The organism is Pontixanthobacter aestiaquae, from assembly GCF_009827455.1.
Taxonomy (GTDB): domain Bacteria; phylum Pseudomonadota; class Alphaproteobacteria; order Sphingomonadales; family Sphingomonadaceae; genus Pontixanthobacter; species Pontixanthobacter aestiaquae.
On record NZ_WTYZ01000001.1, the window covers coordinates 1985961 to 2003344 of the forward strand.

Consider the following 17384-nt stretch of genomic DNA (forward strand, 5'->3'; position numbering starts at 1 on the left):
GCCGGCTCCCGCCCGGCGCGGGAGCTTACGTGAAACGGTTTCTAGCCAATGTTGCAGCCTGTGTGGTGCTTGTTTCGACGGCATCGAGCGCATGCGTAACCGAAGCTGAAATCATTACAGATGGCGCACCGGTATCGTTGCTGGTTGACCTGCAATCTGGACAAACCTTACACGCCGACAGCGCTGATCGGCGCTTTATTCCTGCATCCATCACCAAAGTGATGAGCATTTTCGTCGCGTTCGAGATGCTGAAAGCGGGAGAAATTCGCAGCGATCAGACCTTCACCATGAGTGAGGGCGTTGCTGACGATTGGTACCGTACGGGTTCTACCATGTTCCTTGAACCGGGCGAGGAAGTGAGCGTTGATCTGCTCCTGCGCGGAATGGCATCGGTATCAGCAAATGATGCAAGCACAGTTTTGGCTGAAGGTGCTGCTGGCTCAATCGACGATTGGGTCGCACGGATGAATGCAGCCGCGCGTGATCTTGGCATGACACAAAGCCATTTCGCCACGCCCAATGGCTGGCCGGACGAGGGCAAGACGTTCACCACGGCCAATGATTTGGCGAAGCTCGCTAGCGCCCTCGTCACCCGTCATCCCGAGCTGTACGCCCAATATTTCGGTAAAGAGGGTTTGCGTCACAATGGCTTCGCACAAGCCAATCATGATCCTATTTCCGGCGTTTTACCCGGGGCAGACGGGATCAAGACCGGTTATACCGGGCAGGCAGGTCATGGTTTTCTTGGAAGCGCAGAACGCGACGGGACGCGGCTGATTATGGTATTGGGCGCTGTCGAAACCGAGGAACAGCGCGCAAAAATGGCGCGCGATCTTATGAATTGGGGGTTCGATAGTTTTGACCGCCGGCTGCTATTCGATAACGGTGCCCAAATCGGGTCGATACGCGTACAGAATGGTGCGCAGGGCAACGTCAATGTAGAAGCGGCAAGCCGGATTAATCTGGCGATACCCAAGGGCTCGAATGAGCTAGCTTCGATCGCCATTCATTACGAAGGGCCGCTTCAGGCACCGATTGCGGTAGGAGAAGTTGTGGCGCATTTGCAGATCGATGTTGCCGGATCACCGAGCGCGCGCGTTCCATTGGTTGCATCCGAAGATGTGGCTGAGGCCGGTCCATTTAGGCGGATCGCCAATGCGTTTGAGAATTGGTTCGGATAATGGCAGGCAAATTCATCGCGTTTGAGGGAGGGGAGGGGACCGGCAAATCCACTCAGGCCCGTCTGCTCACCGAATATTTGCAAAGCAAAGGTATCAGCACTGTTCTGACGCGCGAGCCAGGCGGTACTGCAGGCGCCGAAGCCATTCGCAGCCTGTTGCTCGATCCGCCGGGGGAAGGCTGGGGCGCACGCGCCGAGGCGTTGCTGTTTGCGGCTGCACGATCAGACCATGTCGAGAAGCTGATTAGACCCGGCATCGCGGCCGATAAATGGGTAATTTGTGACCGCTTCCTCGACTCCAGTCGCGCGTACCAGGGAGGGGCAGGGGGTGTCGGCGACAATGCAGTCCTATCCTTGCATGAAGTAGGCAGCGACGGATTACGCCCCGATCTGACGATATTGATCAGTGTCCCGCCCGCAACTATCGCTGCGCGTCTTGCTGAGCGTGACGGTGATACTTCCGACGCTATTGGCGGGCGAAGTGCGGAATACCATGCCGAAGTCGCATCAACATTCCTCAACCTAGCGAAAAGCGAGCCTGACCGGTTCTTCGAAATAGATGGCGATGGAACGGCTAAGGATGTGCATCAGCGCGTACTGGCCGTTCTGGAACCTCTGTTGGGTGCACAAACATGACAATGCTCGGCCACGAAACGCCTTGGCAGCAATGGCGCGAGGCGCTTGCGGGTGAGCGTATGCATCACGCATGGATGCTCGCTGGAAAACGTGGACTAGGGAAGATGCGCTTTGCGATGGCAGCGGCACGTGAGCTTGTGGCGGAGGATGGCCTGCCGCAGCCGGACAGCCATCATCCCGACATCATCGTTTTGAATCGTCTTCCCAAGGACGATAAGGAAGACAAAAAGCGCGCCGACGGCAAGCCCTACGAAACCAAACGCAATATTGCGGTAAGCCAGATTCGCGCAATGCAGCAGCGTCTGAACACCAGACCAACGTTGGGATCGCGCCGGGCAATCATTATCGATCCATCAGATGATCTGGAGAAAGGTGCATCCAACGCTCTGCTCAAAAGCCTCGAAGAACCGCCAATCGGCACCTATTTTCTGCTCGTCACGCATCGACCGGCGCGTTTACTGCCCACCATCCGTTCGCGATGCCGGATTGTGCGTTTTCCGACGATTAATGACGACGACATGGCGAGGCTGTTATCCGCTCAGGCGCCGGACACGGAGCCAGCTACTCAACACGCTGCGATTGTTGCGGCCAATGGCTCCCCTGGTGCCGCACTCGATTTTGTCGAGCGCGATCTCGGCCCTTTGTTCAAGCTCATGCAAGATATCATCGCGCAGGGTGACCCCGATTTCATGCTTCGCGGCAGACTTGCCGACGCTATCGGAGCGAGGCCCAATAGAGAGCGGATTCAGGCGACACTGGATCTCGCACGCTCGGTTGTTTCGGGGGCTGTCGATCAGGCTTCACGCGCGAACTATCCCGCAATTGTCGATGCACATGCCGAATTGGTCAAGCTGACCGGCCAAGCACCGACCTTCAATTTCGATGCAGGATTACTGGTGGCAGAAATTGGTACCTTGCTTGCCTCCGCCGCGCCGAATAGGGAGCGGGCCAATGTCTGAACCCTACTATATCACCACCGCGATTTCCTATCCCAATGGACGCCCGCATATCGGTCACGCCTATGAGGCGATTGCCGCTGATGTCATCGCGAGGTTCCAGCGCGCGCAAGGCCGCAATGTCCGATTCCAAACCGGAACCGACGAGCATGGTCTGAAAATGGCACGCAAAGCGGAGGAGCAGGGTAAGACCGCGCGCGAGCTAGCTGACGAAATGTCCGGCTATTTCCAAGAGATGTGCGCGACTTTGAATGTCAGCCATGACCGTTTCATTCGTACGGTAGAGGATGATCACCACACGGCCAGCCAAGCAATCTGGAAGGCGATGGAGGCCAAAGGCGATCTGTATCTGGATCGCTATGAGGGCTGGTATTCAGTCCGCGATGAAGCCTATTATGACGAAAAAGAGCTGATCGGGGGCGAGAGTGGTGAGAAACTTTCGCCGCAGGGCACCCCTGTCGAGTGGACAGTCGAGGAAAGCTGGTTCTTCCGCCTGTCCAAATATCAGGACGCGTTGCTGAAGCTATTTAAGGAGACACCTGAGTTTCTCCAGCCTGACAGTCGCCGCAATGAGATGATTGCCTTCGTCGAAGGCGGTTTGCGCGACCTCTCAATCTCGCGCACCAGCTTCGATTGGGGCGTGAAAGTGCCCGGTTCGGACGGGCATGTGATGTATGTCTGGGTCGACGCGTTGACCAACTATCTCACTGGCCTCGGTTATCCCAATATGAATGGCGACATGGCCAAATTTTGGCCCGCCAATCTGCACTTGATCGGCAAAGATATCGTTCGGTTTCACACGATCTATTGGCCGGCGTTCTTGATGAGTGCCGATTTGCCATTGCCCAAGCAGGTATTCGGGCACGGTTTCCTGCTCAACCGCGGCGTGAAAGAGTCCAAGACGCTCGGCAATGTGACCGATCCTATTGCTCTTGCGGAACAGTTCGGTGTCGACAATCTGCGCTATTTTCTGATGCGCGAAGTCGCATTCGGGCAAGATGGAAGCTATTCGCCTGAAGCGATTGTGACCCGCTGCAATGCAGAGCTAGCAAACAGCTTTGGCAACCTTGCGCAGCGCACTTTGTCGATGATTTTCAAGAATATGGATGGGGTTCTTACAGCGGACTTCACCCCGTCCGATGGCGATATCGAGCTGGAAAAGCTCGTGCATGGTGCGTGCGCGGATTTGCAGAGCAAGTTTGCTGACCTCGCGTTCAGCGATGGCCTCGATGCATGGATGAAAGGCGTGTTCGCCTGCAACCAATATGTCGACGATCAAGCGCCATGGACATTGAGAAAAACCGATCCCGAGCGGATGAAAGCAGTATTGCTCACCCTGTTCAAGCAAGTGCGTGTCCTGGCCATTACCGTGAGACCGGTTGTGCCCGCAGCTAGCAACACATTGCTCGATCAATTGGGCATCCCGGCTGATGAACGAGACTATGGCAATCTGACTGATTCCGACTGGTTCGACCGTCGTGTGGCGACTGCCGCACCACTAGAAAAGCCTGAGGGCGTTTTCCCCCGGCTCGACATGCCGGCAGAGGAGGCCGCGCAATGCTGATCGATAGTCATTGTCACTTGGAATATGACGGCTTGATCGAGGAGCAAGATGCGGTGCTCGACCGGGCTCGCAGTGCTGGTGTCCAAGGGTTTCTTAACATCTCGACCAAGCAAAGCGAGTGGGGTCAGGTCATGGGCACTGCAGCTCGTGAAAAGGACGTGTGGGCCAGCGTGGGAATTCACCCGCATCATGCCGATGATCACGCCGATCTGGGTATCGATGCCTTGCGGGAGGCGGTGAAGCATCCCCGCGTCATTGCCATCGGCGAGACTGGGCTCGACTATTACTACGACAAATCTGACCGGCAGGTGCAGCAGGATCTTTTCCGCCTGCACATCACTGTGGCCCGCGAGACCGGGCTGCCAGTAATTATTCACACGCGCGATGCAGAAGATGATACCGCAGCAATCTTGGAGGATGAGCTGGGGAAGGGGGCCTTCCCCGCCCTGATCCACTGCTTCACGGCGTCATCCGAGTTTGGCCGCAAGGTGCTTGATCTGGGCCTGACAATCTCGCTTTCCGGCATTGTTACGTTTAAGAACGCCAAGGAGCTTCAGGAAATTGCGGCAGAATTGCCTGAAGATCGGATATTGGTGGAGACTGACAGTCCGTTTCTTGCGCCGGTTCCGCATCGCGGCAAAACCTGCGAGCCTGCATTCGTGCGGAATACGGCTGAATTCGTGTCCGAACTTCGCGGCGTCACGGTTGAAGAACTGGCGGCAACCACGACGTCAAACTTCTTTAAGCTGTTTTCGAAAGCTGCGGCGTGAAAGTCATCATGCTCGGCTCCGGAACATCAACCGGTGTTCCGAGGATCGGCGATGACTGGGGTGAATGCGACCCCAAAGAACCCAAAAATCGGCGCACACGCGTGTCCATTCTTGTCGAAAGCAATGATGGAAATCGTTTAGTTATAGATACTTCCACCGATATGCGGCAGCAGTTTCTAGCCAATAATATCGACCGCATCGATGGCGTCTTCTGGACGCATGACCATGCAGATCACTGCCACGGCATCGATGATCTGCGGGTACTCAGATACGGCCGAAAAGATGCGTTACCAGGCTACGGATCGGCTGAAACAGTCAGGCGACTTCGCCAGCGTTTCGATTATGTCTTTGCTGGCCAACATGGCTATCCGACCATCGTGAAGCTCGATACGCTCGACCACATGCGAATGTGCGCCGGATTTGGCGTTGAATGGTGTCAGATGCCGCATGGTCCGACGCAATCCACCGCATTCCGGTTCGACGCTGATGGTAAATCCATCTCCTATGCGACTGACTTTAGTGCGATTACGGATGAAATGATCGATCTGCTCGACGGCACAGATATTCTTGTTACGGATTGTCTGAGGCGCGATCCGCATCCAACCCATGCACATTTGGCGATGGCGATTGAGCTTGGAGAACGCACCAATGCAGGCACAACCGTGCTGAGCCATCTCGACAAATCCATGGATTATGCCACTTTGGTCAATGAAGTGCCGGAGAACGTCATTGTAGGTTATGACGGATTGGAGATCGTAGCATGAGCCAGTTTCAGTGGATCCACATCATCTGGGCGTTCGGTGCGCTGTTGCTATTGGTCAGCGCGCTTGCGGCGTACCGGCTCAGTTGGAAAACGAGTTTGCTCTACGCGCTGATCTGGGCTTCGATTTTCACCGCGGGGGCACTGTTATTCAGTTTGTTCGGGACGTGAGGGCCCAAACGCACCTCACACAGTCGGGTTCATTATTTAACATAATATATATTATCATTCCATCTGATACCAGAAGATGACAGAGCAACTCTCCCGCCTCCTCCATATTATGGCGACCTTGCGCGACCCCGATGCGGGCTGCGAGTGGGATCTCGCACAAAACTTCGCCAGCATTGTGCCCTACACCATTGAAGAAGCGTACGAAGTCGCGGACGCGATTGAGCGTAATGCGATGGACGACCTGCGCGACGAGCTCGGCGATCTGCTGCTGCAAGTCGTGTTCCATGCGCGTATGGCCGAGGAACTCGATTTGTTCGGCTTTGACGATGTCGCGCGGTCAATCTCGGACAAAATGGAGGCGCGGCACCCGCATATATTTGGCAATGAAGGTGGCCAGATGGGCGAACTCCGCTGGGAAACGCTAAAGGAGGCTGAGCGCACAGAGAAGGGCGCCACCAGCGCGATGGACGGCGTTGCGAAGGCTCTCCCTGCCCTGCTCCGCGCCGAAAAACTTCAAAAACGCGCCGCGAGGACCGGATTTGATTGGCCGGATACTGACGGACCGGCCGCCAAAGTCGCCGAAGAAGCAAAAGAGCTTGCCGAGGCAGCTGACGATAAAAAATTGGAGGAAGCCGGCGATCTACTTTTCGCTGCGGTCAATCTGGTACGCGCGTATGGAATTGCGCCGGAAGATGCCTTGCGAGAGGCGAATTTAAAGTTCGAGCGGCGCTTCCGAGCAATGGAGGATCGCGCAGCCGGAACGTTCAACGACTTGTCTTTGGACGAGCAAGAGCAACTTTGGCAGGACGTCAAAAAGACCGAATAAGGCCCTATTCTCAAAGACTGTCGAACCGGCCGAATTCTTTCGCAGTTAACTTCACGTCGATTGCACGAAGTGGGCCGTCCTCACCCTCACCCGCATCTTGCTCGTTGAGCACATTGCCATGCGCATGAAGCCAAGCGATTTTCTGCCCCTCTGCCGCTGATAGCACCAAATGGTATTCGCGCGCACCGGCAGTCAGCAGATCATCAATCTCGGTCACGAACTCATCGAGGCCCTCACCCGAGATTGCAGAGATAGGGATCACCAGTTCATCATTCGCGGCGAGTTCGGCAAGTTCCGCGCGTTTGTCGGTGTCGAGCAAATCCCACTTGTTCCAGGCTTCGACAATCGGAATGTGTGATACGCCGTCCTCCCCATCAATGACGCCCAAATCAGTCAGCACGCCGAGCACCTGGCTCTTCTGGGCTGCAGCAGACGGGTTGGACATATCACGCACATGCACGATAACATCTGCGGCGGTAACCTCTTCCAATGTAGCGCGAAACGCGGCAACCAGCTGTGTAGGCAAATCGGAAATGAAGCCGACGGTATCCGACAGAATAGCCTTTTCGACGCCTGGTAACCGCACAGCCCGCATCGTTGGGTCCAGCGTGGCGAACAGCAAATCCTCCGCCATCACTTCTGCGCCGGTTAGCGTGTTAAACAGCGTCGACTTACCCGCATTCGTGTAGCCGACGAGAGCAATTATTGGCCAAGGCGCCCTTCCCCGCCGTTCACGATGGAGTGCGCGGGTCTTGCGAACTTGCTCAAGTTCTTTGCGCAGGCGGCCCATCCGTTGCCGGATCATCCGCCGATCGGCCTCGATCTGTGTCTCGCCCGGGCCGCCAAGAAAGCCGAAACCGCCGCGTTGCCGCTCAAGGTGGGTCCAACTGCGGACAAGGCGGCTTTGCTGGTAGTCCAGATGGGCAAGCTCAACCTGAAGCCGCCCCTCAGCCGTAGCCGCACGCTCTCCAAAAATTTCGAGAATGAGCCCCGTCCGGTCGATGACTTTTCGCTTCAGTCGATCTTCCAGATTGCGCTGCTGTATCGGCGACAATGCGCCATCGACAACCACCAGTTCCGCTTCTTCCAGTTCGCAAGCTGCCTGAATGTTGTCGACTTGCCCCGATCCAAACAAAGTGTTCGGTTTAACGTCGCGAACTGGAAGGATTTGTGACGTCACGACTTCAATACCGATGGCTAGCGCCAGGCCGCACGCTTCCTCAAGCCGCGCCTCGGCATCGAGATCGTAGCGTTGCGACCGGATATCCGGACACACGACGACAGCCCGCGCCCCGCGCGAGACTTCGCCCATCAGATCATCGTCGAAACTCAGTCGTCTTCACCTTCCCAGTCACCCGAAAGGTCGACTGGTTTGTCGGGCTGGATTGTCGACACGGCGTGCTTGTAAGCGAGCTGAACAAAACCATCGCGCTCCAGCAGCATACAGAAAAGATCATATGCAGCGATCGATCCCTGCAACATGACACCATTGACCAAGAACATGGTCACCTGTGCATCTTCGTCGCGAACGCTACTCAAGAACACATCCTGAAGTAGGCGCTGTTTACGGTTGCTTTCAGTGCTCGAAAACTGACTCGCATCCATCGGCTGCCCGGGCATGATAGTAGAAATCGCATGCTTATATACAAGCTGCGTCTGTCCATCACGGCGTAGCAGGATCGAGAAATTATCGAACCAAGTGACAATGCCTTGAAGTTTAACACCTTTTACGAGAAACATCGTGACGGGAATCTTGTTCTTCCGCAGCAGATTCAGAAAGGCATCCTGCAAATTCGCCTGATTTGCAGCCTTCGATGACTTCGCAGATTCCGGTTCCGCCTTCTTCGCTGTCACACGCGCGGAAAGGGTGCGTCCTTCGGACATTATTTTCTCCATTATTGGCGCATGGATTATTCCATGAGCAATATCGCGCATGGAAAATTGGGGGCCACACGCGCCGACCTTCAATTACAAGCTATGGTCTCACTAGCTGATTTACAATTGGAAAAACACGACCGCTAAATGACAAAAGATTTCAGCTTGCGTCATTATTCTTGCGATCACCCATCCCGAGCAGTTTAAGCTTACGGTGCAGCGCTGATCGCTCCATCCCGATAAAGCTCGCAGTTTTGGAGATATTGCCGGAGAAACGGCGGATCTGGATACTCAGATATTCGCGTTCAAATGTCTCACGTGCCTCACGCAGCGGTACGCCCATAAGCGCCGCAATACCGCCACCACCACCAAGCTTACCACCAGTCACTTCACTAGGAAGCATAGAGGGTTCGACCGTTTGCAATTCCTCGCGCGGCGTCAGGATGATCGTCCGCTCGACTACATTGCGCAGCTGGCGCACATTACCGGGCCAATCATACGATTGCAGCGCCGCAAGTGCTTCTTCTGAGATATTCGGAGCGGGTATGCCCTGTTCAGCGGCATGGCGAGTGAAGAAATGTTCCGCCAAGGCCGGAATATCATCACGGCGTTCCGAGAGAGATGGAATAGTTACGGGAACCACGTTCAGGCGGTAAAAAAGGTCTTCGCGAAAACGCTTCTCCTCCATCTCAAGTTCGAGATCCTTCGCGGTGGAAGACACCACACGAACATCCACGCCAACTTGCCGCGAGCCCCCTACCCTGACAAAGCTCTGTTCGGTCAGCACGCGCAGAATGCGAGCCTGCGTCGAGAGCGGCATATCTGCCACTTCATCGAGATACAGTGTCCCGCCGTCAGCCAACTCCAGCAGCCCCGGGCGGATCATTTTACCGTTGGATTCTTCACCAAACAGCTCCTGCTCGAACCGCTCAGGCGTAATTCGCGCGGAGTTGACTATTACAAACGCGTTCTCGGCGCGTGCGCTCCAGCTATGCAGCAGTCGTGCCGCGACCTCTTTACCTGCACCAGCAGGGCCCGTGATCAGCACCCGGCTACCAGTGCTGGCAACGCGCTTCAAAGTAGCGCGCACCTGATTGATCGCGGTCGAGTTGCCGGTAAATTCCTCGCCGCGAGCAAAACCTTTACGCAGGCGGTCATTCTCCCGCCGCAAGCGCTCGGTCTCGGTCGCACGACCAACCAGAAGCAGCAGTCGCTCGGCCTCGAACGGTTTTTCGATAAAGTCCATCGCGCCCCGACTGACTGCAGACACTGCCGTGTCGATGTTGCCATGGCCCGAGAATATGATGACTGGCAGTTCAGGCTCGCGTTGCTTGATTGCATCAAGCACTTCCAAGCCATCCATCTGGCTGCCGTGCAACCAGACATCGAGCAGCACTAGGCTTGGCCGGCGCTCGTCGATGGCGGCCAAGGCCGATGTGCTATCGCCCGCGGTTCGGCAGTCATAGCCCTCATCACTGAGAACTCCCGATACGAGGTCGCGAATATCGCGTTCATCATCGACTACGAGGATATCTAGCGCCATTGCGCTGCTTCCTTTCCCGCTAAATGCTGTTTGGTGTGAGTCATTCGGAATCCCCCGACAGATCGTCCTGCCCATCGTCAACCAGGGGGTCGCGTGCGAACCGAACTGTGACTTTGGTCCCTCCACTTTCTGTCGAAGCGAAGTTTATCTCGCCGCCATGTTCCTCGATGATCTTGTTGACGATCGCGAGGCCTAATCCCGTGCCTTTATCGCGGGTGGTCATATAGGGTTCGACGATACGGTCGCGGTCTTTCGGAAGACCCACACCGTTGTCCTGCACTTCGACCGTGACGTTGTCTTCGTCAGCCGCCAGCTCGACAGTGATCTTGCCCCGGAAATCCGGTTCCGAAGCTGCCGCCTTCGCCTCCACCGCTTCGACCGCGTTCTTCAGAATGTTGGTCATCGCCTGGCCGATCTGGTGCCGGTCGCAGGCCATCGACACCGGAGATTGAGCAGTACTTGTGATGTTGAAATCGACACCCGGATGGGCGACTTCTTGCAGGAACAGAGACTGCCTCACGAGGTCTAGCGCATCTTCTACCCGGAACACCGGTTTCGGCAAGCGCGCGAAGGATGAAAACTCATCCACCATCGTGCGAAGCTGTGCCACCTGCCGAACGATGGTGTTGGTCAAATCATCGAACAATTCCCCGTCGCTTTCGATCTGGCGCCGGTAGCGGCGCTTCAATCTTTCGGTTGCAAGCTGAATCGGCGTCAACGGGTTCTTGATTTCATGCGCGATACGGCGCGCGACGTCCGACCATGCTGCACGCCGTTGATCGAGCAATTGCCGCGTGATGTCTTCAAAAGTGATCACCATCGCGCCAGCGGTTTCAGTCAATTTCACCGCCAGAGTTAGCAGCTCTCCATCACGATTGTAGCTGATAATCCCGCTCGAAAGCTTAGCCTCGACCAAGTCGGATATTTCCGGCGCCATATCGCGCAATTGCGATCCGGAGCGATCGCTGTGTCCATCGGTCAACAACACATCCTGCGCGGTGCTGTTCATCAGTAATATCCGACCGTCTTTGTCGGTCGAGATAATTCCGGCGGAGGTCGACTCAAGCAGCGTCTCCATGAATCCGCGGCGCTGATCCAGCTGTTCATTTGCGCCAACCAAATCTGCCGTCTGTTTCTCGATCTGGGAAGTCATTCTGTTGAACGCCCGGTTGAGCATTCCGATCTCATCAGCACCTGTCCGCCCTTCAACACGCAAAGCGAAGTTACCCGCGCCAACTTTTCGGGCCGCCGCGACCAAATCAGTCAGTGGTTCGACCTGTCGATCGGCGAAACGCAGCGCAAACCAAACAGCCAAACCAACGAGAGCAAGAGACACGAAGAACAAAGCAAGATTAAACCGCAGCTGCAATGCCCGCGCGCGCGAAGTCAGTGTGTCATAAGCTGTTGAGATGGATTTCGCGCGTTCCCACTGCTGAAAACGGCTGTCTTCGGAATTGCGCGCGTTGTAGAGATATATCCCGCTGTCTTCGTCGATGGCCGTCAGTGCTTCAATCCGCTCTGCGTCGGCCGAAACAACAACCGCCTCGCCTTGATCAAGACGGCTGGAAACTGACCCTGCATAATCAGCGGGTAGATTGTCCTCATCCAGATTGATTACGATTGCGGTACGAAATGTGCCGTCGGGGACCCGTTGCAAGATAGCGGTTTCATTCAACTCGCGGCCCTGCATCTGGAAATTGTACCAATCGACAAAATCGTCATCAGAAATGTTGGATGCACTGAGATAGGCGCGAAGGTCGTCGGCCATCGTCACGGTATGGTCACGCACCTGAACCTGGTTCTGCTCATAATACCCCTGCGCGAGCTCGTTCGCGTTTTGCATCAGCCCGCGCGAATTGTCCGAGAACCAGAAGTCGACGCCTGACTGGAACAATACTGCAGCGAATGCAGCAACCAGGAGTGTTGGAACCGCGGCCACCATGGAGAAGAAGAAAACTAGACGGGTATGGAGCCGTGCGGTGCTGCCCTCTGCACGCCGTATCGCCATTCGTCTGCCAAACAGCACCAGTAACCCCATCGCTGGCAAAAGTGTGCCGATCAGCAAAGTCGCAACTTGCCCTGATGGAAGCAACCGACCATCCGGTGGGGCGTTGCTAAACGCAAAATAGGTCGCGATCGCCATTGTGACGAAGGCAAGTACGGCAGCGATTTCCAAGACGAGGAAGAAATTTGCCCGCCGCGATGCAACGACGAAGCGCCGCCACAATCTTGGACTCTTTCGAGGTATGGTCAGGGCCGATCCGTCCATCGTTGTATTGTTACAACGGTACTGTTGCAAAAATGCAAGAACTAAATCGACGAAGCGAGGCGCCGGTGCGCCGTTGCAATGGCGAGATCACACTAGTTGCGAGCGTAAACAGTAGGATCTATCTCCAGATCGACGATCCGTTTGCGCAAAGTGTTTCGGTTTATACCGAGCAGCTTTGACGCCTTTAGCTGATTACCGTCGGTCTTTTGCAAAGCCCATTCAAACAGCGGCCTTTCAAACGCCGCCTGTGCAGCATGAAAGACGGTTCCTTCAGCTGGATTGGCAATCTCAAGCCATCCACGCAGGACCGTAGCGAAACCGCCACGTTCGCGGTCAACTAGTGGTGCAATCGCTTGGTCTAGAATTTCGGCCACGCTGGCCCGGTCAATCGTCTCGTCTCGCGCCAAAACGATGAGCCGGTACATCATATTGCGCAGTTCGCGCACATTCCCCGGCCAATCGTGCCGGGTGAGCAATTTTAGCGCGCCTGCATCAATCTGGCGGGCTGGCAGCCCTTCGGTAGTGGCCAGTTTTAGGAAGTGGTTTGCCAATGCCTCGATATCGTCGCGCCGCTCACGCAATGGCGGCAATTCAATTGGAACCACATTCAGCCGATAGAACAAATCCTCTCGGAATGAACCGGCAGCAATCATAGGTTTAAGGTCACGGTTGGTAGCTGCAACGATCCGCACATCAATGGCGATTTCCTGACGCCCGCCCACCCTGCGGATGCGCCCTGATTGCAGCGCCCGCAAAAGCCGGGTTTGCGCATCCAATGGCATATCGCCAATCTCGTCGAGAAACAGCGTGCCGCCATTGGCTTGCTCAAACTTACCTATCGCCTGCGCCACTGCTCCGGTGAAAGCGCCTTTCTCGTGGCCGAACAGTTCGCTTTCGATAAGATCAGCCGGGATCGCTGCCGCGTTAACCGCCACGAATGGACCTGTCTTACGATGGCCGAGTTCATGGATAGCTTCAGCAACCAGCTCTTTGCCGGTTCCGGATTCACCAAGGATCAGGACGGTTAGATCGTTCCGCAGAACACGGGTAATCATCCGGTACACGCCCTGCATCGCCTGACTGCGGCCAACCAGTGGAAGACCATCGCCAGTCTCACCCAGATCGACCGAACCATCTGAATCAGACGCAACCGCCTGAATGACCGCACGAACCAGTTCTTCCAGGTCGAAAGGCTTGGGAAAATACTCGAAAGCCCCTGTCTCGGTTGCTCTGACGGCGGTATCCAGCGTGTTTTGTGCTGACAGGATAATGATCGGCATATCGCCATGTGCCTGCTGGACGGAAGGCAGGCTTTCGATACCGTCGCCATCGGTTAGCATGATATCCGTCAGCATTGCAGCGTATGTTTGCGCCGTCAGCGCGGCATCGCGTTCGGCGATACTGGTGCAATGTGTGATTTCAAAGCCCTCTTCTTCAAGAGCAGCCCTGACAACGGTCGCAATTGCGCTGTCATCTTCGACCAACAAAATTTGGCTCATGACATATTCCTATTCTGCGCTCTTTCGGCCACGGCCAGATGCAGGCGAAAGATGGTTTCGCCGGCGGCATCGTCTCGCTTGCAGCTCACACGGCCGCCCATATCCGTGACCAGCTTCTTGACCAAAGCAAGACCAAGTCCCTGCCCGTTAGGCTTGGACGTGACGAAAGGTTCGAAAATATGATCGCCTAAGCTCTCGTCCAAGCCGGAGCCGTTGTCGACAACCGACACTTCAATCGGCAATCGCACCGACCGGCTGAGACGAAAAACATTGGATGCAAGTCCGCTGACAAACCGTGTGCGGACCGTAACTCTCGGCGCTTCCTGACCAGCACAGGCATCGACCGCATTGCTCAACAGATTGATCAGAACTTGTTCAAGCGATGCTCCGCTTGCCGAAACTTCGGGCAGTGACGGGTCGAACTCTTCAATCAACTCCGCCCTATCCTTCGCCGCCGCCCGTACACTGGCCATAGCATTACGGACCGAATGGTGCAGATTGATCGCTTCCACGGGTTCAGAGCTCTTGCTGCCCAGCTCCTGCATCCGGTCAATGAGGCCTGCAATCCGGTCGACTTCATCCGAGATAATCGTAGTGAGCCCGCGGTCCTTCTCGTCCAGCTTGCGCGCGACAAGCTGGCTGGCACCACGAATTGCTGCGAGCGGGTTCTTGATTTCATGCGCCAATATGGCGGGTGCTTTCAGGGAAGCATCGGGTTCATCGGACGATTTCATGTCGTCTTGCCCGGCATCGGACAGCGTCAGTACACGCCAGCCTGGATGGCTTGGCAGAGGCGAGATAGTGATGTTGAGGACGCGCGATTGTTCGCCAATCAATGCGGGCACGCCGCGCGCAACCAGTTGCGCGTCCTGATCGTCGAGCCTGCCTGCAACACCGCTCTCAGACAGGTCGATAAGATCGGCCAGTTTCGAGCCAACCAAGCGTTTGGCGCTTCGCCCGAGTATATCTTCAGCGGCGTGGTTGGCTTCGGCAACAACCAGATCATCGTCGAGCAACAGCATCGCAAAGATGAAACCAGATATCTGCGCCCGCGCGTTGGGTCGCGTATCGGACCGCTCGTCTGCCATGATCAGGCTGCGCGGCGGTTCATAAAGGGCGTATAAAACCGCTCCAACTCGCCCAGCACTTGTTCCGGATCATCGATAAAATTGACGTGGTTACGAAACTCGGCAGAGCCGTGCATACCCTTGGTGTACCAGCCCAAATGCTTTCGAGCGACTTTGGAGCCGACCTCGCGACCATAATGCGCCAGCATACCTCTATAATGCTCGACCAGCACTTCATACTGCTCGTCGAAGCTCGGACTATCCAGACGCTCGCCGGTCTGCAGCCAGTGCATTACCTGACCAAGCAGCCATGGCTTTCCGTAAGCCCCCCGCCCGATCATCACACCATCGGCACCGGATTGCTCCAGCGCCTCGGCCGTGTCCTCAATCCCGCAAATGTCGCCATTGACGATCACCGGGATGTTAACCGCGGCCTTCACCTTGCTGATAAAGCTCCAATCGGCTGAGCCTTTATACATTTGGTTTCGGGTCCGCCCGTGAACGGTGATCATCTTAACGCCAAGATCCTCGGCAATATGCGCGAGCTCTGGAGCGTTGAGGCTGGCGTGGTCCCACCCCATCCGCATCTTCACCGTCACCGGAACAGAGACCGCCTTGACTGTTTCTTCCATCAGCTTGGTCGCAAGCGGGATTTCACGCATCAGAGCTGAACCCGCCATACCGTTGGTCACTTTGCGAACCGGGCAACCGAAATTAATATCGATAATCGCCGCGCCGCGATCCTCGTTGAGACGCGCCGCCTCCCCCATCGACACCGGATCACAGCCGACAAGCTGCATCGAAACCGGCTCTTCAATCTGGTCCCAGGCAGCTTTTTGCACTGATTGACGTGTTTCACGAATGGCAGCTTGGCTAGCGATCATCTCGGTGACGTTGAGGCCAGAACCATAACGACGCACGAGCGTGCGGAACGGCAGATCGGTCACGCCAGTCATGGGCGCGAGCACGACCGGACAGTCGATACGGACGGGTCCGATCTTGATCGGTTTCAACGTCGGTGCAGTTGGAAGCGCGCTCATTTACTCACATGCCTAAAATTTAGGCAGCGCATAGTGCATTGCAGCATCGGGCGCAAGCAGCTAGCGCGAGGGCCTATGGCGGATACTCCTTCCCTTCCCGCTTTCGCAGCGATTATCGTCGCTGCAGGCAAAGGCGTTCGCGCCGGACAACCTCTGCCTAAACAGTTCGCCAATTGGCGCGGGAAACCTGTTGTTCGGCACTCTGCGGAGGCATTTGCCGCCGCCGGAGCGGAGCCGATCATTGTTGCCATCCCCGAAGGCGCTGATGAGATTGCAAACGACGCTCTGGTCGGACTTAAGAATATCCAGCTCGTAACCGGCGGTGCGACCCGCCAGAAATCAGTGCGTCTCGCGCTTGAGGCACTGGACGCGGTCAATACCAAACAGGTTCTGATCCATGACGCCGCTCGACCAGCTCTGAGCGATCCAGTAATTGCGCGGTTATTGGCGGCTCTTGGGTCGCATCAAGGTGCCGTTCCCGTTCTCCCTGTGGTCGATAGCCTTGCGGTAGATGCTGCTGGCATAATGGCAGGTTCCGCCGATCGGGAAACGCTTCGCCGCGTCCAGACGCCGCAAGCGTTTCATTACGAGGCGATCATTGGTGCGCACAACGAGTGGCATAGCGAAGCCAATGCCGGTGATGATGCTCAGATATTACTCGCAGCGGGTGGCAAAGTTGCCCATGTCCATGGTGACGAAGCGCTCAAAAAACTCACTTTCGCAGAGGACTTTATGACTGATATTCCGCCCGTCCGAACCGGTATGGGATACGATGTGCACCGTCTCGTCGCTGGCGAAGAGCTATGGCTCGCCGGTCTCAAGATCGAGCATGACAAAGGTCTCTCCGGTCACAGCGACGCTGACGTAGCACTGCACGCGCTGGTGGATGCTCTCCTAGGCGCGGTTGGAGCGGGCGATATTGGCGATCATTTCCCACCAAGCGATGCACAGTGGAAGGGCGTTTCATCCGGCAAATTCGTCGAACATGCGGCAAATCTGGTCACCGACGCCGGATACCGCGTTGGCAATGTCGATCTCACAATTATTTGCGAAGCTCCAAAAATTGGGCCGCACCGCAACACTATGCGACAGATGATCGCCACCCTCCTTGGCGTTGACACATGGCAAGTCAGCGTCAAAGCAACCACCACAGAGCGCTTGGGTTTCACCGGCCGCGGTGAAGGCATCGCCGCGCAGGCAATCGCCACAGTTTTGAAGGACGCGTGAT

General features: G+C 56.1%; 16 protein-coding genes. 9 read left to right on the forward strand and 7 right to left on the reverse strand.

Going from position 1 to position 17384, the window contains the following annotated elements:
• The first annotated feature begins 29 nt into the window (after positions 1 to 29).
• From GRI35_RS09505 to mazG, 8 genes are all read left to right on the forward strand, one after another.
• A complete protein-coding gene (locus tag GRI35_RS09505; RefSeq protein ID WP_290258527.1) occupies positions 30 to 1181 on the forward strand; it encodes a D-alanyl-D-alanine carboxypeptidase family protein in 1152 nt (383 codons plus the stop codon).
• Positions 1178 to 1816 (forward strand): dTMP kinase, encoded by a 639-nt coding sequence (gene tmk / locus GRI35_RS09510; protein ID WP_160614840.1) that lies wholly within the window; start codon positions 1178 to 1180, stop codon positions 1814 to 1816. The genes GRI35_RS09505 and tmk overlap by 4 nt, the downstream gene beginning before the upstream one ends.
• The gene (locus GRI35_RS09515; RefSeq protein ID WP_160613941.1) at positions 1813 to 2775 is read left to right on the forward strand and encodes a DNA polymerase III subunit delta'; all 963 of its coding nucleotides are present in this window, start codon (positions 1813 to 1815) and stop codon (positions 2773 to 2775) included. The genes tmk and GRI35_RS09515 overlap by 4 nt, the downstream gene beginning before the upstream one ends.
• Entirely contained in the window at positions 2768 to 4336 is a 1569-nt protein-coding gene (gene metG / locus GRI35_RS09520) for a methionine--tRNA ligase (protein ID WP_160613942.1), read from the forward strand. The genes GRI35_RS09515 and metG overlap by 8 nt, the downstream gene beginning before the upstream one ends.
• Entirely contained in the window at positions 4330 to 5106 is a 777-nt protein-coding gene (locus tag GRI35_RS09525) for a TatD family hydrolase (RefSeq protein ID WP_160613943.1), read from the forward strand. Before metG ends, GRI35_RS09525 begins: the two co-directional genes overlap by 7 nt.
• Positions 5103 to 5870, forward strand: a complete 768-nt coding sequence (locus GRI35_RS09530) for an MBL fold metallo-hydrolase (RefSeq protein ID WP_160613944.1) — start codon at positions 5103 to 5105, stop codon at positions 5868 to 5870. Before GRI35_RS09525 ends, GRI35_RS09530 begins: the two co-directional genes overlap by 4 nt.
• Complete coding sequence (locus tag GRI35_RS13725) at positions 5867 to 6037, forward strand: hypothetical protein (RefSeq protein ID WP_202390539.1); 171 nt, start codon at positions 5867 to 5869, stop codon at positions 6035 to 6037. Before GRI35_RS09530 ends, GRI35_RS13725 begins: the two co-directional genes overlap by 4 nt.
• A gap of 76 nt (positions 6038 to 6113) precedes the next feature.
• On the forward strand, positions 6114 to 6863 hold the full coding sequence (gene mazG, locus GRI35_RS09535; protein WP_160613945.1) for a nucleoside triphosphate pyrophosphohydrolase: 750 nt from the start codon (positions 6114 to 6116) through the stop codon (positions 6861 to 6863).
• A gap of 10 nt (positions 6864 to 6873) precedes the next feature.
• Here mazG and hflX read toward each other — a convergent pair whose 3' ends face one another.
• From hflX to dusB, 7 genes are all read right to left on the reverse strand, one after another.
• Positions 6874 to 8175 (reverse strand): GTPase HflX, encoded by a 1302-nt coding sequence (hflX, locus tag GRI35_RS09540; protein ID WP_160613946.1) that lies wholly within the window; start codon positions 8173 to 8175, stop codon positions 6874 to 6876.
• A gap of 17 nt (positions 8176 to 8192) precedes the next feature.
• Positions 8193 to 8747, reverse strand: a complete 555-nt coding sequence (hfq, locus tag GRI35_RS09545; RefSeq protein ID WP_160613947.1) for an RNA chaperone Hfq — start codon at positions 8745 to 8747, stop codon at positions 8193 to 8195.
• A gap of 151 nt (positions 8748 to 8898) precedes the next feature.
• On the reverse strand, positions 8899 to 10281 hold the full coding sequence (gene ntrX, locus GRI35_RS09550) for a nitrogen assimilation response regulator NtrX (protein WP_160613948.1): 1383 nt from the start codon (positions 10279 to 10281) through the stop codon (positions 8899 to 8901).
• A 40-nt stretch (positions 10282 to 10321) separates the two neighbouring features.
• Complete coding sequence (locus tag GRI35_RS09555) at positions 10322 to 12550, reverse strand: sensor histidine kinase (RefSeq protein WP_160613949.1); 2229 nt, start codon at positions 12548 to 12550, stop codon at positions 10322 to 10324.
• 92 nt (positions 12551 to 12642) lie between these two features.
• Positions 12643 to 14049, reverse strand: a complete 1407-nt coding sequence (locus GRI35_RS09560; protein WP_160613950.1) for a sigma-54-dependent transcriptional regulator — start codon at positions 14047 to 14049, stop codon at positions 12643 to 12645.
• Positions 14046 to 15137, reverse strand: a complete 1092-nt coding sequence (locus GRI35_RS09565) for a two-component system sensor histidine kinase NtrB (protein WP_160613951.1) — start codon at positions 15135 to 15137, stop codon at positions 14046 to 14048. The genes GRI35_RS09560 and GRI35_RS09565 overlap by 4 nt, the downstream gene beginning before the upstream one ends.
• Positions 15138 to 15139: 2 nt before the next feature.
• On the reverse strand, positions 15140 to 16156 hold the full coding sequence (dusB, locus tag GRI35_RS09570; RefSeq protein ID WP_160613952.1) for a tRNA dihydrouridine synthase DusB: 1017 nt from the start codon (positions 16154 to 16156) through the stop codon (positions 15140 to 15142).
• Between the two features lie 75 nt (positions 16157 to 16231).
• Between dusB and GRI35_RS09575 the strand changes: the two genes are divergently transcribed.
• Positions 16232 to 17383, forward strand: a complete 1152-nt coding sequence (locus GRI35_RS09575; protein ID WP_160613953.1) for a bifunctional 2-C-methyl-D-erythritol 4-phosphate cytidylyltransferase/2-C-methyl-D-erythritol 2,4-cyclodiphosphate synthase — start codon at positions 16232 to 16234, stop codon at positions 17381 to 17383.
• The last annotated feature ends 1 nt before the right edge of the window (position 17384 follow it).